The following is a 19,050-nucleotide window of genomic DNA, read 5'->3' on the forward strand; positions in this document are numbered from 1 at the left end:
CTGAGGCCCGGTTTCAGGTAGAATGCGCGCCCGGTTTTTGGAGAAGCTCATGACCCTGCTCAAATTCAGCGATGTGTCCCTTGCTTTCGGCGCTATGCCGTTGTTGGACAAGGTGTCCTGGCAGATCGCCCGTGGAGAGCGGGTGTGCATCATCGGCCGCAACGGCACTGGCAAGTCCAGCATGATGAAGCTCGTCAAGGGCGACCAGAAGCCCGATGATGGCTCGGTTTGGCGCGCACCCGGGCTCAAGATTGGCGAATTGCCGCAAGAATTGCCGGTAGCCGACGAGCGGACAGTGTTCGACGTGGTGGCCGAAGGCCTGGACGGCGTTGGCGCCTTGCTCGCCGAATATCACCACCTGAGCCAGAACATCGTCACCGATGCCGACCTGGACAAGCTGATGCACGTCCAGCACGACCTCGAAGCCCGTGACGGCTGGCGTTTGCAGACCCTGGTCGACAGCACCTTGAGCCGCTTGCAGTTGCCGGCCGACAAGACCCTCGCCGAGTTGTCCGGCGGCTGGCGTCGTCGCGTGCTGCTGGCCCAGGCCCTGGTGTCCGAGCCGGACCTGCTGCTGCTCGACGAACCGACCAACCACCTGGACATCGGTGCGATCGCCTGGCTGGAAGAAGCCCTGAAGGATTTCCAGGGCGCCGTGCTGTTCATCACGCACGACCGTTCCTTCCTGCAGAACCTGGCAACCCGCATCCTGGAACTGGATCGCGGTGGCCTGATCGACTGGAACGGCGACTACGCCAGTTTCCTGGTGCACAAAGAAGCCGAGCTGGCCGCCGAAGCCACCGCCAACGCGCTGTTCGACAAGCGCCTGGCCCAGGAAGAAGTGTGGATTCGCCAGGGCATCAAGGCCCGTCGTACCCGTAACGAAGGCCGCGTACGCGCCCTGAAGGCCCTGCGCGTCGAGCGCAGCGAGCGTCGTGAGCGCACCGGCAAGGCCAACATCCAGCTGGAAACCGCCGACAAGTCCGGCAAGCAGGTGATGGTGCTCGAGAACGTGAGTTTCGCTCACCCGGGCGGCCCGTTCCTGATCAAGGACTTCTCCATGGTGCTGCAGCGCGGCGACCGCATCGGCCTGCTCGGCGCCAACGGCACCGGCAAGACCACGTTGCTCAAGCTGATGCTCAGTGGCCTGCAGCCCACCAGCGGCAAGGTGGAAGAGGGTACCAAGATCGACGTTGCCTACTTCGACCAGTTGCGCCACCAGCTGGACCTGGAAAAGACCGTGATCGACAACGTCGCCGAAGGTCGCGACTTCATCGATATCGACGGCCAGAGCCGCCACGTGCTGAGCTACCTCGGCGACTTCCTGTTCAGCCCGCAGCGTGCCCGCACGCCGGTCAAGGCGCTGTCCGGGGGCGAGCGTGCCCGTTTGTTGCTGGCCAAGCTGTTCAGCAAGCCGGCGAACCTGCTGGTGCTCGACGAACCGACCAACGACCTCGACGTTGAAACCCTCGAACTGCTCGAAGAAGTCTTGCTGACCTTCAACGGCACCGTGCTGATGGTCAGCCACGACCGGGCATTCCTCGACAACGTGGTTACCAGCACCCTGGTCTTCGAAGGTGAAGGCAAGGTTCGCGAGTACGTCGGTGGCTATCAGGACTGGCTGCGCCAGGGCGGTTCGCCGCGCCTGCTGGGCGTGACCGAGAGCAAGTCCGGCAAGGCCGACCTGAACTCCGCCGTGGTCAAGGCCGAGCCTGCACCCGTTGCGGCCGCCGTCGAGGCGCCGGTGGCGAAGAAGAAGCTCAGCTACAAGCTGCAGCGTGAGCTGGAAGCGTTGCCGGGCCAGATCGAAGCCATGGAACAGCAGATCGTCGCGGTTGAGGGGCAGATGGCCGATGCCGGCTTCTACCTGCGTCCGGCAACGGAAACCGCCGCCGTGATCGCGCAGCTGGCACAGTTGCAGGCTGAACTCGACATCATGGTCGAGCGCTGGGCCGAGCTGGATGCCTGAATGATCCTGCAATAAAAAAAGCCCGGCTTCACACACGTGAACGCCGGGCTTTTCATATGGAATGCAATCCACCTGTAGGAGCGAGCCTGCTCGCGATGGTCGTCAACGATGACACGGGGAGCCGTGGCGCTCTCAGGTTCATCGCGAGCAGGCTCGCTCCTACAATGGGGCGGTGTTGTCAGCTTTTGCTTTGCAGGCGCACTGCAAGCACATCGCAAGGCGCGCCGTGCAGGACGTCGTTGGCGGTGGAGCCCAGCAGCAGTGCCAGGCCATGGCGGCCGTGACTGCCGACCACGATCATGTCGCACCCTTGCTCCTTGGCCAGGTGGTGAATTTCCTGGCGGGGCTGGCCGTAGGTCAGGTGGCTGTATTCCCTGGAGAGCTCAGGGTATTTCAAGATCAGGCGATCGAGTCGCTCCTTGGCCTGGTCGAACTGCTGTTGTTGCAGTTGTGACAGGTCCATTGGCACATCGCCACCAAAGGCCATGGCCATCGGCTCGACGATATGCACCAGGGACAATTTCGCCCCATTGCTCACCGCCAGCTCGCGAGCGCGGTGGATTACAGGGTCGCACTCTTCGGTCAGGTCTACAGCGACCAGAATATGGTTGTAGGGCATGAGGTGCTCCTCCTGAGGATTGCAATATTGGTAAGTATGGCTGGTTTCAAGCGCATTGGCTCCAAAGTGACTCAATGCGCTCATCAAGAATCGGGAGTACAGATATGACGGTCTGGATAGTGGTGTCAATCCTGCTGGTGGTGTTGAGCCCCCTGGCATGGCTGCGACCCTCGCGCCATCAGAGCGGCCGCATGGCCCTACGCATGGAGGCGCGACGCATTGGCCTGGCTATGCAGCTGGCGCCTCAGGAGTGGCCGCACTGGCTCAGCCAGGAGCCGCCAAACCCTTGTGCGCAGTACCATCGACCACGCAGGGGCAATCAACCGGCGTGCTGGAGTTACTGGCAAAAATCACCGGGTCTATGGGTCAATCAGTGGCAGGAACCCTGCGACGATCCGGCGCTGCTCAATCATTTCGAAAAGTTGCCAGACAATGTCTACAAGGTCGAGGCCGACAAGCAGATGATTACCCTGTATTGGGGGGAGAAGGGCGAAGCTGAGGTGTTGCAGCACATCGACTCGACCCTCAAGGCGCTGGCCTAATCTCGATCCCCTGTAGGAGCGAGCCTGCTCGCGATGGTCGTCAACGATGGCGGGGGATGCCTGACACCCCGCGGTGCCCTCAGGTTCATCGCGAGCAGGCTCGCTCCTACAGGTTCTTCGCGAGCCATCGAGCGTCGACCACAAGTATTTTGCAGGCAATAAAAAGCCCGACAGCGTCATCGGGCGGGGTTGGCCAGGCAGGCCGGTAATTCGGTTTGGGCTGATCTTACGCTGGGCATTCGCCAAAAGCGTTCAATTTTTTCCCCAGGTTCCGCCAGCGTAGCCGGTTAAACACAGGCTGCCGCGAATTAGGGCGAATTTTCTAATCATTGATTCTATGAATGTTTGCCAATGCAGCTTCGTGTTGCAGGCCTTCGTCTTACAGAAATGACCGCCAGGTCGCCGCTCAACCCATACTTTGGGCGATTGACAATTGTCGGAATTTCCGTGAAGGTGGCGTACCCAAATCAAACGGGCGTATGAAATGAGCGTTTGTATGACAAACAGCTCCTACAGAATCCCGACTATCGCGTTGGCGGGTGTGCCGGGTGGATAGGCGTAGCATCGACGAGAGACGTCCCTGCCAGCCATCCGCCTGCGTCCGGCGTGTACTGTTCAGCTTCCATATCGTGGAGATCAGTTGATGATTTACGAAGGTAAAGCCATCACGGTTAAGGCTCTTGAAAGTGGCATCGTCGAACTGAAGTTCGATCTCAAGGGTGAGTCCGTCAACAAGTTCAACCGTCTAACCCTGAACGAACTGCGTCAGGCCGTGGACGCCATCAAGGCAGATGCTTCGATCAAGGGTGTGATCGTCAGCAGTGGCAAGGACGTGTTCATCGTCGGTGCCGACATCACCGAATTCGTCGACAACTTCAAGCTGCCGGATGCAGAGCTTGTGGCTGGCAACCTCGAAGCCAACAAGATTTTCAGCGATTTCGAAGACCTCAACGTCCCGACTGTCGCCGCAATCAACGGCATCGCGTTGGGTGGCGGTCTGGAAATGTGCCTGGCAGCGGACTACCGCGTCATGTCGACCAAGGCCAAGATCGGCCTGCCGGAAGTCAAGCTGGGCATCTACCCGGGCTTCGGCGGCACCGTGCGCCTGCCGCGCCTGATCGGTACCGACAACGCCATCGAGTGGATTGCCGCCGGCAAGGAAAACCGTCCTGAAGACGCGCTGAAAGTTGGTGCCGTCGATGCCGTGGTTGCTCCTGAAAAACTGCAGGAAGCTGCGCTGGAACTGATCAAGCGCGCCATTTCCGGCGAGTTCGACTACAAGGCCAAGCGCCAGCCGAAGCTTGAAAAACTCAAGCTGAACGCTATCGAGCAAATGATGGCTTTCGAAACCGCCAAAGGTTTCGTGGCCGGCCAGGCGGGCCCGAACTACCCGGCCCCGGTCGAAGCGATCAAGACCATCCAGAAAGCCGCGAACTTCGGTCGTGACAAGGCCCTGGAAATCGAGGCTGCCGGTTTCGTCAAACTGGCCAAGACCGCCGCTGCACAGAGCCTGATCGGTCTGTTCCTGAACGATCAGGAACTGAAGAAAAAAGCCAAGGCCTACGACGAAATCGCCAAGGACGTGAAGCAGGCCGCCGTACTGGGCGCCGGCATCATGGGTGGCGGTATCGCCTATCAGTCGGCGTCCAAAGGCACGCCGATCCTGATGAAGGACATCAACGAGCACGGTATCGAGCAGGGTCTGGCTGAAGCCGCCAAGCTGCTGGTTGGCCGCGTTGACAAAGGCCGCATGACCGCCGCGAAAATGGCTGAAGTGCTCAACGGCATTCGTCCGACCCTGTCCTACGGTGATTTCGGTCACGTGGACCTGGTGGTCGAAGCGGTCGTCGAGAACCCGAAGGTCAAGCAAGCGGTACTGGCCGAAGTCGAAGACAAGGTCAAAGAGGACACCATCCTCGCCTCGAACACCTCGACCATTTCCATCAGTCTGCTGGCCAAGGCCCTCAAGCGTCCGGAAAACTTCGTCGGCATGCACTTCTTCAACCCGGTGCACATGATGCCGCTGGTGGAAGTGATCCGTGGTGAGAAATCCAGCGAGCTGGCAGTGGCCACTACCGTTGCCTACGCCAAGAAAATGGGCAAGAACCCGATCGTGGTCAACGACTGCCCGGGCTTTTTGGTCAACCGCGTGCTGTTCCCGTACTTCGGCGGTTTCGCCAAGCTAGTCAGCGCCGGTGTGGACTTCGTGCGTATCGACAAGGTCATGGAGAAATTCGGCTGGCCAATGGGCCCGGCGTACCTGATGGACGTGGTCGGCATCGACACCGGCCACCACGGTCGCGACGTGATGGCTGAAGGCTTCCCGGACCGCATGAAGGACGACACTCGCTCGGCCGTGGACGTGCTCTACGAAGCCAAGCGCCTGGGCCAGAAGAACGGCAAGGGCTTCTACGCCTACGAGACCGACAAGAAGGGCAAGCAGAAGAAAGTCGCCGACCCGTCGGTGCTGGAAGTGCTCAAGCCAATCGTCTTCGAACAGCGCGAAGTCACCGACGAAGACATCATCAACTGGATGATGATCCCGCTGTGCCTGGAAACCGTGCGTTGCCTGGAAGACGGCATTGTCGAAACCGCCGCCGAAGCCGACATGGGCCTGGTCTACGGTATCGGTTTCCCTCCATTCCGTGGCGGTGCGCTGCGCTACATCGATTCGCTTGGTGTAGCAGAGTTCGTTGCCCTGGCTGACCAGTACGCTGATTTGGGCGCGCTGTACCACCCGACCGCAAAACTGCGTGAAATGGCCAAGACTGGCCAACGGTTCTTCGGTTAAGCGTCCCAACTTTTGAGCGAGAGTGAAATTTTATGAGCTTGAATCCAAGAGACGTCGTGATTGTCGACTTCGGTCGTACTCCGATGGGCCGCTCCAAGGGCGGCATGCACCGCAACACCCGCGCCGAAGACATGTCGGCGCACCTGATCAGCAAACTGCTGGAACGCAACGTCAAGGTCGACCCGAGTGAAGTCGAAGACGTGATCTGGGGCTGTGTGAACCAGACCCTGGAGCAGGGCTGGAACATCGCGCGCATGGCGTCGCTGATGACCCAGATCCCGCACACCTCGGCCGGCCAGACCGTCAGCCGCCTGTGTGGCTCGTCGATGAGCGCCCTGCACACCGCTGCGCAAGCGATCATGACCGGCAACGGTGACGTTTTCGTGGTTGGCGGCGTCGAGCATATGGGTCACGTGAGCATGATGCACGGCGTCGATCCGAATCCGCACATGTCGCTGTACGCGGCAAAAGCGTCGGGCATGATGGGCCTGACCGCGGAAATGCTGGGCAAGATGCACGGCATCACCCGTGAGCAGCAGGACGCCTTTGGCGTGCGCTCCCACCAACTCGCCCACAAGGCGACCGTGGAAGGCAAGTTCAAGGACGAAATCATCCCGATGCAGGGCTATGACGAGAACGGTTTCCTGAAAACCTTCGACTACGACGAAACCATTCGTCCGGAAACCACCCTGGAAAGCCTGGCGGCATTGAAGCCTGCTTTCAACCCGAAGGGCGGCACCGTGACAGCTGGCACTTCGTCGCAGATCACCGATGGTGCCTCGTGCATGATCGTGATGTCGGCGCAGCGTGCGCAGGACCTCGGCATCCAGCCCCTGGCGGTGATCCGCTCGATGGCGGTGGCAGGTGTGGACCCGGCGATCATGGGCTATGGTCCAGTACCGGCTACACATAAAGCATTGAAGCGTGCGGGTCTGAGTATCTCCGACATCGACTACTTCGAGCTCAACGAAGCTTTCGCTGCACAGGCCTTGCCGGTGTTGAAAGATCTGAAAGTGCTCGACAAGATGAACGAGAAGGTTAACCTGCACGGCGGCGCGATCGCCCTGGGTCACCCGTTCGGTTGCTCCGGTGCGCGGATTTCCGGCACTTTGCTGAACGTGATGAAGCAGAATGGCGGCAACCTTGGGGTAGCCACCATGTGCATTGGTCTCGGCCAAGGCATCTCCACCGTCTTCGAACGCGTTTAAGCGTTGCGTTGACGGAAGCCGGGGCCAAGTGCCCCGGTTTTTGTTTTTGCGGATTTTTTTATTTTTTATTTCAAACTGATTTGAGTGAGGGCCGAAGCATGCCGATACAACCTGGGCTCTACCAACATTACAAAGGTCCGCAGTACCGTGTGTTCAGTGTCGCACGGCATTCGGAAACCGAGGAAGAAGTGGTCTTCTACCAAGCCCTGTATGGCGATTACGGCTTTTGGGTACGCCCCTTGAGCATGTTCCTGGAGTCGGTCGAAGTTGACGGCGAACAGGTGCCACGCTTTGCTTTGGTGCAGGCCGAGCCAAGCCTTTTTAACAAGCCATAAGCTGAGTGCGCGCAGGACCCTGCGCTTGACCTCACCTTGTAGCCACTATATATAGCGGTGCCGCGTCAGGCGCCAACCGCCTTTCACTTCTAGAATTCAGGAATTTTCTGATCCATGGGCAAATCGCTGGTCATTGTGGAATCCCCGGCTAAGGCCAAGACCATCAACAAGTATTTGGGCAACGAATACGTGGTGAAGTCGAGTATCGGCCATATCCGAGACCTGCCCACCAGCGGTTCGGCTAGCGCCAGCAAAGAGCCAGCCGCCAAGCGCGGCAAGGCTGCTGCGGGCGAAGCGCCGGCCTTGTCGCCGAAAGAAAAAGCGCGCAAGCAGCTGGTCGCACGCATGGGTGTCGATCCCGATCATGGCTGGAAAGCCAAGTACGAGATCCTCCCGGGCAAGGAAAAGGTCATCGAAGAGCTGCGCCGGCTCGCCAAGGATGCTGACACCATCTATCTCGCAACCGACTTGGATCGCGAGGGGGAAGCCATTGCCTGGCACCTGCGCGAAGCCATCGGGGGTGACGACACCCGCTACAAGCGCGTGGTGTTCAACGAAATCACCAAGAAGGCGATCCAGGAAGCCTTCTCCCAGCCAGGCGAGCTGGACATCGATCGTGTCAACGCTCAGCAGGCGCGTCGTTTCCTCGACCGCGTGGTGGGTTACATGGTGTCGCCGCTGCTGTGGGCCAAGATCGCCCGTGGCCTGTCCGCCGGTCGGGTACAGTCGGTTGCCGTGAAGCTGGTGGTGGAGCGTGAGCGCGAAATCCGTGCGTTCATTCCGGAAGAGTACTGGGAAGTCCACGCCGACCTCGGCACCGCCAAGGGCGCGACCGTGCGTTTCGACGTCGCTCGCGAGAAAGGCGAAGCCTTCAAGCCGCTGAACGAAGCCCAGGCCATGGCCGCGCTGGAAAAGCTCAAGGCGTCCAGCTACAGCATCGTCAAGCGCGAAGACAAGCCGACCAGCAGCAAGCCGTCGGCACCGTTCATCACGTCCACCCTGCAGCAGGCCGCGAGCAACCGCCTGGGCTTCGGCGTGAAGAAAACCATGATGATGGCCCAGCGTCTGTATGAAGCCGGCTACATCACTTATATGCGTACCGACTCCACCAACCTCTCGGCCGATGCCGTGGCGATGGCGCGTACCTATATTGAAGGCGAGTTCGGCAAGAAGTACCTGCCGGAAAACCCGAACGTCTACAGCAGCAAGGAAGGCGCCCAGGAGGCTCACGAAGCGATTCGTCCGTCCGACGCCAACACCGAGCCAAGCAAGCTGTCGGGCATGGAGCGTGATGCAGAACGGCTGTACGAGCTGATCTGGCGCCAGTTCCTCGCCTGCCAGATGCTGCCGGCGCAATACCTGTCGACTACCGTCACCGTCGGTGCCGGTGACTTCGAGCTGCGTGCCAAGGGCCGTATCCTCAAGTTCGACGGTTACACCCGCGTCATGCCGCAAATCGCCAAGCCGGGCGATGACGACGTGCTGCCGGACATGGCCCAGGGCGACGCGATGAAGCTGATCAAGCTTGATCCGACCCAGCACTTCACCAAGCCGCCGGCGCGTTACTCGGAAGCCAGCCTGGTCAAAGAAATGGAAAAACGCGGCATCGGTCGTCCTTCGACCTACGCGGCGATCATTTCGACCATCCAGGACCGCGGCTACGTGGCGCTGCACAACCGTCGTTTCTATTCGGAAAAGATGGGTGACATCGTCACCGAGCGCTTGTCGGAAAGTTTCTCCAACCTGATGGACTACGGCTTCACCGCCGGCATGGAAGAGCACCTCGATGACGTGGCTCAGGGCGAGCGCGACTGGAAAAACGTGCTGGACGAGTTCTACGGCGACTTCAAGAAGAAGCTCGAGGTAGCCGAGAGCCCGGAAAGTGGCATGCGTGCCAACCAGCCAGTGATGACGGACATTCCGTGCACCACCTGTGGCCGTCCGATGCAGATTCGTACTGCGTCGACCGGCGTATTCCTCGGTTGCTCGGGCTACAGCCTGCCGCCGAAAGAGCGCTGCAAGGCGACCGTCAACCTGGTGCCGGGCGATGAAATCGCCGCGGACGACGAGGGTGAATCGGAATCGCTGGTGCTGCGCGGCAAGCACCGTTGCCCGATCTGCAGCACGGCGATGGACGCCTACCTGCTGGACGAGAAACGCAAGCTGCACATCTGCGGTAACAACCCGGATTGCGATGGCTATGAAATCGAAGAGGGCACCTATCGCATCAAGGGCTATGAAGGTCCGAGCCTGGAATGCGACAAGTGCGGCAGCGAGATGCAACTCAAGACTGGCCGTTTCGGCAAGTTCTTCGGTTGCACCAACGCCACCTGCAAGAACACCCGCAAGCTGCTGAAAAGCGGTGATGCGGCGCCGCCGAAGATGGACCCGGTGAAGATGCCTGAGCTGAAATGCGAAAAGGTCAACGACACCTACATCCTGCGCGACGGTGCCTCGGGCCTGTTCCTGGCCGCCAGCCAGTTCCCGAAAAACCGCGAGACCCGCGCACCGCTGGTGATGGAGATCATCCCGCACAAGGATGAGATCGATCCGAAGTATCACTTCCTCTGCGAAGCGCCGAAGAAAGATCCGGATGGCCTGCCGGCAGTGATCCGTTACAGCCGCAAGACCAAGGAGCAGTACGTGCAGACCGAAGTCGACGGTAAGCCGACTGGCTGGAAGGCGTTCTACGACGGTGGCAAGTGGAAGGTCGAGGACAAGCGACCGGCTGCCAAGGCTTAATAGTCGTCAAACCGAAAAAGCCGCATGAGAACCTTTGGGTTTTCATGCGGCTTTTTTGTTTGCGTTGTTTGCGGGGTTCCTGGCTTCGACCTGTATTTTGTTGACTGCGTACATATCCATTCCTGCGGTAACGGCCACTTAGGGTTTCGCCCTTACGGCGAGTCACTTGGAAGAGCCCCAAGTAACCAAGGGCTCTTGCCCCTGGCGTTCGGTGCCTCGCTAATGCTCGGCATGCCCTCGCTCCGGTCCTGCTCCGTGGGCCCGCCGCGATGGGCCATCCTTGGCCCAGCGCGGCTAAACCGGCATCCATGCCGGTTTACCCACTGCGCAGAACCTCCACTCGGCCTCTCGATGGGGCAAGAAAATCAAAAGCCAAAGCAGAGCGAGGCGGCCTTAAAGCCGACCTGATCGCGAGCCGTACGCGTTCCCCCCCTGTAGGAGCCAGGCTTGCCGGCGAAGAACGATAACGCGGTACAACAGATACACCGCAGCGTCTGGTTCGCCGGCAAGCCTGGCTCCTACAGGGGATCGGGGGTATCTGCAAAGATCAGGTCGGCTTTAAGGCCGCCTCGCTTTGGTTTTTGATCTGGGTGCCCCGTTAACCACGCTGGCCGAACGCAGGCATTGCGCAGTGGGTAAACCGGCAGGACGCCGGTTTAGCCGCGCTGGGCCAAGGAAGGCCCATCGCGGCGACCCACGGAGCAATGCCGGAGAGAGGGCATGCCGAGCCCTAGCGAGGCACCAAGTGGTGGGGCAAAGCCTTTTGCTTCCTTTTTGGCGTTTGAAAAAGGGAGTCGCCGTAAGGGCGAAACCATAAGTAGCCGTTACCGCAGCAATGGATATGTACTCAGACAACCATCTCCCACAGGCTTTGACGCGGGGTCGGCCGGCCTGATCGGGAGTCGTGCGCTTTTTCTCCAGGGAGCGGTTTCGCTCACAAGGGTGGTGGCGATTTATTGAGTGGGAGTGTAATTCAGGATCAGACAATGCTTGCGGGAGGAGGAGTTGATCCACGACACTGTCTGACCTGCGTGAAGCAATTATTTCGTTGTGGAGGCTGCCGTCATGGCCCACGAACTCTATACCCGTACCAACCAGAAGATCTATTTCGCCGGCCTGTCGCTGGAAGCGCTCGCCAAAGCCGAAGAGGGGCGGGCGATGAATTCCCTGGCGCTGATTCAGGCGGGGCGCGAATCGGCGTTGTTTCACCTGTACGGCGCCTTGCTGGGCCTGTGCCACGAGATTGCCGGCTTCTATCGCTTGCCCCAGGCCAATGCCTCCCGGGCCGAATCGTTGCTGACTCGCGAAGTGCTGGAAAGCATCGCTATCCCGGAAATGGCCGAGATGGTCGAGCTGGCCAACAACCCGGAAACCTGGCTGGCCAGGTTGCTGGCTGCCCATGCGGCGTTGTTCCAGCCGCCACGGGCGCCGCACAAGCCTAAAGGCGATGTGACGCAGCCGTTGATCCTGGCGGTAAACCTCGATGAAGAAGAGGCGCCTCAGGAGCTGGGTCGCGAGGAACTGGAGAGCTGGCGGCAAAACCTGAAAAGCCTGGCCATCCGTTTTCGCGAAGGCTTGAACGAGTGCTGAGGGACTGAACAGCGCAGCGAACAACCTTTGGGGTTGTTTGCTCGACTGCTGAGTCGTTGTTCGCGAGGGTAACTGGTCAAGATCCCGAGCGAAGCCTGACCGATGCCTATATAATGCTGGCCTTTCGTGGAGAACAGACCTTTATGCCAACGTCCTTTCTAGAAATTGTCGAGTTACCAGACGGCCGAATCGAGCTGCGCAGGGCTGAGGACGAGGGTTCTCTGGTTACTTTGGATTTCTCCGAGGACGCCAAAGCGTTCCTGCAAGGCCAGCACGTAGAAGTCGCCAAGGCGATGTTGAGCGTCGGCGTGCAGATGGCCGGGCGCATGGTTGAAGGCGAATTCGAGAAGGAAGAGGGGCCGCGGGTCCTTCATTGATCCCCGCCTGTCGGTTTTTACCGGCACTGCCTCCAATAGGCTTCTCTATTCTTGCAGAAGCCTTGCGCGTTTAGCGTGCGCTGTTAACCCAGTCGAATATTCAGACTTTGAGCGTCCCCGGTCCGGGCGGCGCTGATCAGCTGTTGCCGTGAGATTTTGCTCATCGGGTTGAGCCAGCTGACCACCGTGTGGCTGCGGCCAAGGCGAAGGGCCTCGCAAGTCAGTTGCTGGGCACTTTGGGTGCCGCGGGGTTGCAGCAACAGGATGCGTTCGCGATTCAGGCCGGCGTCCCGCAGCCAGGTCTGGGTCAGGCTGGCTGGCGGGGCGATCAGGGTCAGCCAGCGTGCATCCTGGTCCTGGCTGAGTTCCCGGAGGATCGGCGCCAGAAGGTTCAGGCAGTTCCCGGCAGCACCACGCAGAGACAGTTCACTGAAGACCTCGGGTTCGGCGCTCCAGGGCGACTCGACCACTTCCTTCAGGATCGGTGCCAATGGCTGTGCCATGAAGGCCTCGAACTGAAGTGGCAGTTGGGCTTGCTGTGATGTGTGTGGGAACTGCATAAAGCCTCCTTTTAGCGGCGAATGACGCCGACGCTCAAGCCTTCGATCACCAGTTCCTGATCTTTAAGGTTCACTTCGATAGGGGCAAACTCAGGGTTTTCGGCCAGCAGCCAGACTTTGCTGCCGTCGCGCTTGAAGCGTTTGACGGTGACTTCGTCGCCGATCCGCGCCACCACGATCTGGCCGTTGCGGGCTTCGCGGGTGGTGTGGACGGCCAGCAGGTCGCCGTCGAAGATGCCCACATCCTTCATGCTCATGCCGTGCACCCGCAGCAGATAATCGGCGCGCGGGTGGAAGAACGCAGGGTTGATGTTGCAGGACTCTTCAACGTGTTGCTGGGCGAGGATCGGCGCGCCGGCTGCGACGCGGCCAATGATCGGCAGGCTGGAGTCGTCGGCCTTGGCCTCGAAACCGGGAATGCGAATGCCGCGCGAAGCGCCTGGTGTCATCTCGATCGCGCCCTTGCGGGCCAGCGCCTTGAGGTGTTCTTCTGCCGCGTTGGGCGATTTGAAACCCAGTTCCTGAGCGATTTCCGCACGGGTCGGCGGGTAGCCGTTGTCTTCGAGGCAACGTTTGATGAAGGCCAGAATCTCGGCTTGGCGTGGCGTCAGCTTTAGCATATTGATCGCTCTGTCTTTTTATACAGTGACTGGGATTATATACAGTGAAACGGTCTTGGCAATGCCCGTTTTTTTGTGTGCCGCCAGACGGTCGCTCAACCACCTGATGGAAGCTTTGCGGTTGTGTGGTTAAATGCATGACCGACCATTCCCGAAACGAACTGCCAGACTTGACAACGCACGGGCTGAAACGTATGTTTCAAACAAGTGTTTGTCAGGCGGAGTAGCCATGGCCCAGTCGGAAACCGTTGAACGCATTCTCGATGCTGCCGAGCAGTTGTTCGCGGAAAAAGGTTTCGCCGAAACCTCGTTGCGCCTGATCACCAGCAAAGCGGGTGTGAACCTGGCGGCGGTGAACTATCACTTCGGTTCCAAGAAGGCGCTGATCCAGGCCGTCTTCTCGCGTTTCCTGGGGCCTTTCTGCATCAGCCTCGATAAAGAGCTGGAGCGGCGCCAGGCGAGGCCTGAAAACAAGCCTTCCCTCGAGGAATTGCTGGAAATCCTCGTCGAGCAAGCCCTGGTGGTACAGCCACGCAGCGGCAACGACCTGTCGATTTTCATGCGTTTGCTGGGACTGGCCTTCAGCCAGAGCCAGGGGCATTTGCGCCGTTATCTGGAAGACATGTACGGCAAGGTGTTTCGCCGCTACATGATGCTGGTCAACGAGGCTGCCCCACGCATCCCGCCGATCGAACTGTTCTGGCGCGTGCACTTCATGCTGGGTGCGGCGGCGTTCAGCATGTCCGGTATCAAGGCCTTGCGCGCGATCGCCGAAACCGACTTCGGGGTCAACACCTCCATCGAGCAGGTCATGCGCCTGATGGTGCCGTTCCTGGCGGCCGGCATGCGTGCTGAATCCGGTGTCACCGACTCGGCCATGGCCACCGCGCAACTGCGTCCTCGTAGCAAATCGACACCGGTTGCCGCCAAGGTTTAACCGCTCATGGGTGGGCGCGGCAGCTGACATCCGATAAGCTAGCCGCCCATGCCGACTCTCGTTCTGAACCCGTTCCCGCTGATGATCGCCGACCTCCCGGGTACAGCCCAGGGCGGCGCATCGTTGCGCACCGGGTTTATCGTTATCAAGGAATTGCTATGACTGCTGGCCTGCAAGGCTCGTTGATGGTGGACGTCGCCGGTACCTGGCTGACGGCTGAAGATCGCCAATTGTTGCGCCAGCCCGAAGTGGGCGGCTTGATCATTTTCGCCCGCAACATCGAACATCCGCGCCAGGTTCGCGAACTGAGCGCGGCGATACGCGCCATTCGTCCCGACCTGCTGCTGGCGGTGGACCAGGAAGGCGGGCGGGTCCAGCGCCTGCGCCAGGGCTTCGTGCGCCTGCCGGCGATGCGCGCCATTGCCGACAACCCGAACGCCGAATACCTGGCCGAGCAGTGCGGCTGGATCATGGCCACCGAGGTACTGGCCGTTGGCCTGGACCTGAGCTTCGCCCCGGTGCTGGATCTCGATCACCAGCGTAGCGCGGTGGTCGGGACCCGTTCGTTCGAAGCGGATCCGCAGCGTGCCGCGCTGCTGGCCGGGGCTTTCATTCGCGGCATGAACAGCGCGGGCATGGCCGCCACCGGCAAGCATTTTCCCGGCCACGGCTGGGCCGAGGCGGATTCCCACGTCGCGATCCCCAATGACGAGCGCAGCCTTGAGCAGATCCGTGCCCATGACCTGGTGCCCTTCGCCCAGTTGAGCAAGCAGTTGGCCGCCGTCATGCCTGCCCACGTTATTTATCCACAGGTCGATGCCCAGCCAGCGGGCTTCTCCCGGCGTTGGCTGCAGGACATCCTGCGGGGCGAGTTGCAATTCGACGGGGTGATTTTCAGCGACGACCTGTCCATGGCCGGTGCCCACGTGGTGGGCGATGCCGCCAGCCGTATCGAAGCGGCGTTGACCGCCGGTTGTGACATGGGACTGGTGTGCAACGACCGTGCAGCCGCCGAGCTGGCCCTGAGCGCCGCCCAGCGTTTGCAGGTCAAGCCGTCGGCGCGCATTGCGCGGATGCGCGGCCAGGCGCATGCGAACACCGAGTACCGCCAGGATCCACGCTGGCTGGCGGCCGTGGGCGCGCTGAGGGATGCACAGCTTATTGATTGAGGATGGGCGCCATGACGGTTTACGCGATTATCGGCGGCAGCGGCCTGACCCGGCTGGACGGCCTCAAGATTCGTCAGTCATTGGCGCTGGATACGCCCTACGGCACGCCGTCTGCCGATGTGCAGGTCGGCGAGTACGCTGGCAGGGAAGTGCTGTTTCTCGCGCGACATGGCCACCCACACCGTTTTGCCCCGCACCGGGTGAATTACCGCGCCAATCTCTGGGCGCTGAAGCAGGCCGGTGCCGAGGCGATTCTGGCGGTCAACGCGGTGGGCGCGATCAGCGGGGCGATGGGCACCGGGCATTTCTGCGTGCCGCATCAGTTGATCGACTACACCAGCGGTCGCGAGCACAGCTACTTTGCCGATGACCTGGAACCGGTCACCCATATCGATTTCAGCTACCCCTACAGCGAATCGCTGCGTCAGCGCCTGATTGCAGCGCTGGTGGCCGAAGGTGTGGGTTTCAGCGATCAGGGCGTGTATGCCTGCACCCAGGGCCCGCGGCTGGAAACCGCTGCCGAGATCCTGCGCCTGGAGCGCGATGGGTGCGACATCGTCGGCATGACCGGAATGCCGGAAGCGGCCCTGGCCCGCGAGCTGCAACTGGATTACGCCTGTCTGGCGCTGGTGGTGAACCCGGCGGCGGGCAAGTCGGCCTCGGTGGTCAGCATGGCCGAGATCGAGCGGGCGTTGGGGGAGGGGATGGTCAAGGTGAGGTCGATGTTGGCGCGGGTGCTTGCGGGCTGAGACTGACCCGATACCGGGTTGGGCTGTTCGCGGGCAAGCCTCGCTCCTACAGGATTCAGGTCGATCACAAATGTCGCGATCGGCTCAATACCTGTAGGAGCGTGGCTTGCCCGCGATAGCGATCTGTCAGGCGCCGCAGTTCTCAACGCTTCTCCAGCTTATCCGGCAACGGCGCAAACAACGCCTCGATATCATCGCTCTGCAACTTCCAGTCCCCGGCCTGCCGTCCATCCAGCACGCCTGCCGCCAACTCGGATTTCTCCTTCTGCAGGTGCTGGATCTTCTCTTCCACCGTGCCGCGTGCGATCAGCTTGTAGACGAACACCGGCTTTTCCTGGCCGATGCGATAGGCGCGGTCGGTGGCCTGGTTTTCCGTTGCCGGGTTCCACCAGGGGTCGTAATGAATCACGGTGTCCGCTTCCGTCAGGTTCAGGCCGACACCGCCCGCCTTCAGGCTGATGAGAAAGATCTGACGCTTGCCGCTCTGAAATTCCTTCACCGGTGTGCGACGGTCGCGGGTCTGTCCGGTCAGCAACGCGTAGGCCACGCCGCGCTTGTTCAGCTCCTCTTCGATCAACGACAGCATTGAGGTGAACTGCGAGAACAACAGGATCTTGCGGCCTTCCTCGAACAGTTCTTCGAGCATTTCCATCAAGCTGTCGAGCTTGCCCGAGGTGCTGCCCCGTGTCGGAAGGGGAGCTTCATTGACCAGGCGCAGATCGCAGCACACCTGGCGCAGCTTGAGCAGCGCCTCAAGGATGATGATCTGGCTACGGGCCACGCCCTTGCGGGTGATTTCGTCGCGGACTTTCTTGTCCATGGCCAGGCGCATGGTTTCGTACAGGTCGCGTTGGGTTTCGTTGAGCTCGACCCAGTGGATGATCTCGGTCTTGGGCGGCAACTCGGTCGCCACCTGTTCCTTGGTGCGACGCAGCAGGAAGGGTTTGATCCGGCTGTTGAGGTGTTGCAGCCGGACTTCGCTCGCGCGCTTTTCGATGGGCACCCGGTAATCGCTGTTGAAGCTTTTGACGTCGCCGAGCCAGCCCGGCAGCAGGAAGTGAAACAGCGACCACAGTTCGCCCAGGTGGTTTTCCAGCGGCGTGCCGCTCAGGCACAGGCGCTGGCGGGCATTGAGCTCGCGGGCGGCCTGGGCGGCCTTGCTGTTGGGGTTCTTGATGTATTGCGCTTCGTCCAGCACCAGCACATGTAATGGCTGCTTCGCCAGGCGCTCGACATCCTTGGGCAGCAACGCATAGGTGGTGAGGATCAGGTCGTAATCGGCCAGGTTGTCGAAATGCTTTTTGCGACTGGCACCGTACAGAGCCAGCACCTTGAGTTGCGGGGTGAAGTGCGCCGCTTCGTCGAGCCAGTTGGGAATCAGGCTGGTGGGCATCACCACCATGCATGGGCGATCGAGGCGGCCGGCGTTTTTCTCGCTGAGGATATGCGCCAGGGTCTGCAGGGTTTTACCCAGGCCCATGTCGTCTGCGAGGATGCCGCCGACTTCCAGTTGGCGCAACGACTGCATCCAGCTCAGGCCTTCGAGCTGATAAGGGCGCAGTGTCGCGTTCAAGCCCTCCGGTGCCGTGGCGGTGTAGTCCTTGATGTCGCGCAGGCGTTGGGCAAAGGTGCGGATCTGTTCGCCACCTTCCCAAAGCAGCGGCAGGTCTTCCAGCGAATTGAGGCGCGTGGCGTCGGCCTTGCTCAGGCGTAGCGTGGTTTCGCCAGGTTCTTGCAGATAGAACTCGCCAAGGGTCGCCAGTACCGGTTTCAGGCGGCCGAAGGGCAGGGCGACTTGCAGGGGGCCGTGCTCGGCGTTCGGCCGGTTGGGAATGTTGACCAGGATCAGCTCGTCGTCGCGGCGGCGGGCGAGGCGTTCCGGGTTGAGCAGTTCGGTGTGGGAGCGCATCAGGTTCAACAGGATCGGCAGCAGGCTCAGCCGCTCGCCATTGACGATGATCCCCAACTCCAGGTCGAACCAGTCGCGCTCCGGTACCTGTTCGACCGTGGCGTACCAGTCGTCCACGGCGGTCAGGTCAAAGCCGAAGTCCTCGTTGATCTGCAGCTCCCAACCCTGGGTGCGCAACTTAGGCAGTTCATTGAGGGTGAAGGTCAGCCAGGCGCTGTCGTTGACCATCTCGAACAGTTCGCCAGCGCTTTCCGGCAGGGCCTTGCTTTGCCGGGTGGCGATCTTGAAGCCGAGGATTCGCAACTGTTCCCGGTAGGACTGTTCGACGTCCGGGTGGCGTTTTATCCGTAGGGTCTGGGTCTCCTGGCGAATCAGGATGTCGGAATTCTTCTGGCCCGAAACGTACTCATCCAGATAACTGAAAGACAGTGCTGCGCGATGCTGGATGTAACGCTGCATCCGCCCGTTGCGCGGTTCGAAGGCGCTGAACTCGATGCTCGCCAGCCACAGGCGCGGTACCGGTTGCACGTTGTCCACCAGGACTTGGGGTGGCGCCTTGGGGCTGCGATTTTCCAGGACTGCCTGGAGTTTTTCCAGGAGTTCGGCGTCTTTGGCGGCGGCGGGGTAGTCGAGGGTTTCCTGGATTTGCAGGAGCACCGCCGCGCAATGTTTGCAGTTGCTGTGCACCGGGCAGGAGCAGAGGGCATCGACCATCAGCAAGGTGCCTTTGGCCGACTCGCGCAGGCGAATGGTCTGACGGTAAACGTTACCGCCAGAGCCTTCGCACGCTGCGGTGATCGTCGCGTCGCCGACCTCGACTATCCTGACGCGGTTCTCCAGTGCATACCGGCGACCGCGCTCCAGGCTCTGTTCCTTGAATCGGCTGACCCAGGAAGGTGCCAGGGGTTTGCTCAGGGTCGCGGACATGGGGGG

The 19,050-nt window shown here is 60.7% G+C and carries 15 protein-coding genes; 11 read left to right on the plus strand and 4 right to left on the minus strand.

What is annotated here, in order from left to right; all coding sequences use genetic code 11:
- Positions 1-49: 49 nt before the first annotated feature.
- On the plus strand, positions 50-1,969 hold the full coding sequence (locus tag OH720_RS08960; RefSeq protein ID WP_180204999.1) for an ATP-binding cassette domain-containing protein: 1,920 nt from the start codon (positions 50-52) through the stop codon (positions 1,967-1,969).
- A gap of 178 nt (positions 1,970-2,147) precedes the next feature.
- Here the strand turns inward: OH720_RS08960 and OH720_RS08965 are convergent, their stop codons facing one another.
- A complete protein-coding gene (locus OH720_RS08965) occupies positions 2,148-2,588 on the minus strand; it encodes a universal stress protein (RefSeq protein WP_008057932.1) in 441 nt (146 codons plus the stop codon).
- Positions 2,589-2,692: 104 nt separating this feature from the next.
- Between OH720_RS08965 and OH720_RS08970 the strand changes: the two genes are divergently transcribed.
- The 7 genes from OH720_RS08970 (at position 2,693) to OH720_RS09000 (ending at position 12,173) form a co-directional block, all read left to right on the plus strand.
- A complete protein-coding gene (locus tag OH720_RS08970) occupies positions 2,693-3,130 on the plus strand; it encodes a hypothetical protein (RefSeq protein WP_272605293.1) in 438 nt (145 codons plus the stop codon).
- A 643-nt stretch (positions 3,131-3,773) separates the two neighbouring features.
- Positions 3,774-5,921, plus strand: a complete 2,148-nt coding sequence (fadB, locus tag OH720_RS08975) for a fatty acid oxidation complex subunit alpha FadB (RefSeq protein ID WP_272605294.1) — start codon at positions 3,774-3,776, stop codon at positions 5,919-5,921.
- A 32-nt stretch (positions 5,922-5,953) separates the two neighbouring features.
- Entirely contained in the window at positions 5,954-7,129 is a 1,176-nt protein-coding gene (gene fadA / locus OH720_RS08980; protein ID WP_180204996.1) for an acetyl-CoA C-acyltransferase FadA, read from the plus strand.
- Between the two features lie 98 nt (positions 7,130-7,227).
- Positions 7,228-7,464, plus strand: a complete 237-nt coding sequence (locus OH720_RS08985; RefSeq protein ID WP_020800559.1) for a DUF1653 domain-containing protein — start codon at positions 7,228-7,230, stop codon at positions 7,462-7,464.
- 114 nt (positions 7,465-7,578) lie between these two features.
- On the plus strand, positions 7,579-10,206 hold the full coding sequence (topA, locus tag OH720_RS08990; protein WP_180204995.1) for a type I DNA topoisomerase: 2,628 nt from the start codon (positions 7,579-7,581) through the stop codon (positions 10,204-10,206).
- A gap of 1,065 nt (positions 10,207-11,271) precedes the next feature.
- On the plus strand, positions 11,272-11,796 hold the full coding sequence (locus tag OH720_RS08995; RefSeq protein WP_272605295.1) for a DUF6586 family protein: 525 nt from the start codon (positions 11,272-11,274) through the stop codon (positions 11,794-11,796).
- A gap of 143 nt (positions 11,797-11,939) precedes the next feature.
- Entirely contained in the window at positions 11,940-12,173 is a 234-nt protein-coding gene (locus OH720_RS09000; protein WP_008064452.1) for a hypothetical protein, read from the plus strand.
- 83 nt (positions 12,174-12,256) lie between these two features.
- Here OH720_RS09000 and sulA read toward each other — a convergent pair whose 3' ends face one another.
- Complete coding sequence (gene sulA, locus OH720_RS09005) at positions 12,257-12,733, minus strand: SOS-induced cell division inhibitor SulA (RefSeq protein WP_272605296.1); 477 nt, start codon at positions 12,731-12,733, stop codon at positions 12,257-12,259.
- A gap of 11 nt (positions 12,734-12,744) precedes the next feature.
- Complete coding sequence (gene lexA / locus OH720_RS09010) at positions 12,745-13,353, minus strand: transcriptional repressor LexA (protein WP_008064450.1); 609 nt, start codon at positions 13,351-13,353, stop codon at positions 12,745-12,747.
- A gap of 229 nt (positions 13,354-13,582) precedes the next feature.
- Here lexA and OH720_RS09015 point away from each other — a divergent pair, with 229 nt between their 5' ends.
- The 3 genes from OH720_RS09015 (at position 13,583) to OH720_RS09025 (ending at position 16,208) form a co-directional block, all read left to right on the plus strand.
- Positions 13,583-14,290: a TetR/AcrR family transcriptional regulator gene (locus OH720_RS09015; RefSeq protein WP_008064449.1), complete on the plus strand. Its 708-nt coding sequence runs from the start codon at positions 13,583-13,585 to the stop codon at positions 14,288-14,290.
- Positions 14,291-14,448: 158 nt separating this feature from the next.
- Positions 14,449-15,459, plus strand: coding sequence for a beta-N-acetylhexosaminidase (nagZ, locus tag OH720_RS09020; RefSeq protein ID WP_272605297.1), 1,011 nt, complete (start codon positions 14,449-14,451; stop codon positions 15,457-15,459).
- A gap of 11 nt (positions 15,460-15,470) precedes the next feature.
- Positions 15,471-16,208 carry an S-methyl-5'-thioinosine phosphorylase gene (locus OH720_RS09025; RefSeq protein ID WP_272605298.1) on the plus strand — a complete coding sequence of 246 codons (738 nt, stop codon included), beginning with the start codon at positions 15,471-15,473 and terminating at the stop codon, positions 16,206-16,208.
- A gap of 142 nt (positions 16,209-16,350) precedes the next feature.
- Here OH720_RS09025 and OH720_RS09030 read toward each other — a convergent pair whose 3' ends face one another.
- Positions 16,351-19,044 (minus strand): DEAD/DEAH box helicase, encoded by a 2,694-nt coding sequence (locus OH720_RS09030; protein ID WP_272605299.1) that lies wholly within the window; start codon positions 19,042-19,044, stop codon positions 16,351-16,353.
- Positions 19,045-19,050 lie beyond the last annotated feature (6 nt).

The sequence above is a fragment of the Pseudomonas sp. WJP1 genome (assembly GCF_028471945.1).
GTDB lineage: Bacteria > Pseudomonadota > Gammaproteobacteria > Pseudomonadales > Pseudomonadaceae > Aquipseudomonas.

What these genes read in the sequence shown, in the direction of transcription:
- OH720_RS08995 (WP_272605295.1), top strand. Translation starts at nt 11,272, where the DNA reads ATGGCCCACGAACTCTATACCCGTACCAACCAGAAGATCTATTTCGCC.
- OH720_RS08985 (WP_020800559.1), top strand. Translation starts at nt 7,228, where the DNA reads ATGCCGATACAACCTGGGCTCTACCAACATTACAAAGGTCCGCAGTAC.
- fadA (WP_180204996.1), top strand. Translation starts at nt 5,954, where the DNA reads ATGAGCTTGAATCCAAGAGACGTCGTGATTGTCGACTTCGGTCGTACT.
- OH720_RS09025 (WP_272605298.1), top strand. Translation starts at nt 15,471, where the DNA reads ATGACGGTTTACGCGATTATCGGCGGCAGCGGCCTGACCCGGCTGGAC.
- topA (WP_180204995.1), top strand. Translation starts at nt 7,579, where the DNA reads ATGGGCAAATCGCTGGTCATTGTGGAATCCCCGGCTAAGGCCAAGACC.
- OH720_RS09030 (WP_272605299.1), bottom strand. Translation starts at nt 19,044, where the DNA reads ATGTCCGCGACCCTGAGCAAACCCCTGGCACCTTCCTGGGTCAGCCGA.
- nagZ (WP_272605297.1), top strand. Translation starts at nt 14,449, where the DNA reads ATGACTGCTGGCCTGCAAGGCTCGTTGATGGTGGACGTCGCCGGTACC.
- OH720_RS09015 (WP_008064449.1), top strand. Translation starts at nt 13,583, where the DNA reads ATGGCCCAGTCGGAAACCGTTGAACGCATTCTCGATGCTGCCGAGCAG.
- lexA (WP_008064450.1), bottom strand. Translation starts at nt 13,353, where the DNA reads ATGCTAAAGCTGACGCCACGCCAAGCCGAGATTCTGGCCTTCATCAAA.
- sulA (WP_272605296.1), bottom strand. Translation starts at nt 12,733, where the DNA reads ATGCAGTTCCCACACACATCACAGCAAGCCCAACTGCCACTTCAGTTC.
- fadB (WP_272605294.1), top strand. Translation starts at nt 3,774, where the DNA reads ATGATTTACGAAGGTAAAGCCATCACGGTTAAGGCTCTTGAAAGTGGC.
- OH720_RS08965 (WP_008057932.1), bottom strand. Translation starts at nt 2,588, where the DNA reads ATGCCCTACAACCATATTCTGGTCGCTGTAGACCTGACCGAAGAGTGC.
- OH720_RS08960 (WP_180204999.1), top strand. Translation starts at nt 50, where the DNA reads ATGACCCTGCTCAAATTCAGCGATGTGTCCCTTGCTTTCGGCGCTATG.
- OH720_RS08970 (WP_272605293.1), top strand. Translation starts at nt 2,693, where the DNA reads ATGACGGTCTGGATAGTGGTGTCAATCCTGCTGGTGGTGTTGAGCCCC.
- OH720_RS09000 (WP_008064452.1), top strand. Translation starts at nt 11,940, where the DNA reads ATGCCAACGTCCTTTCTAGAAATTGTCGAGTTACCAGACGGCCGAATC.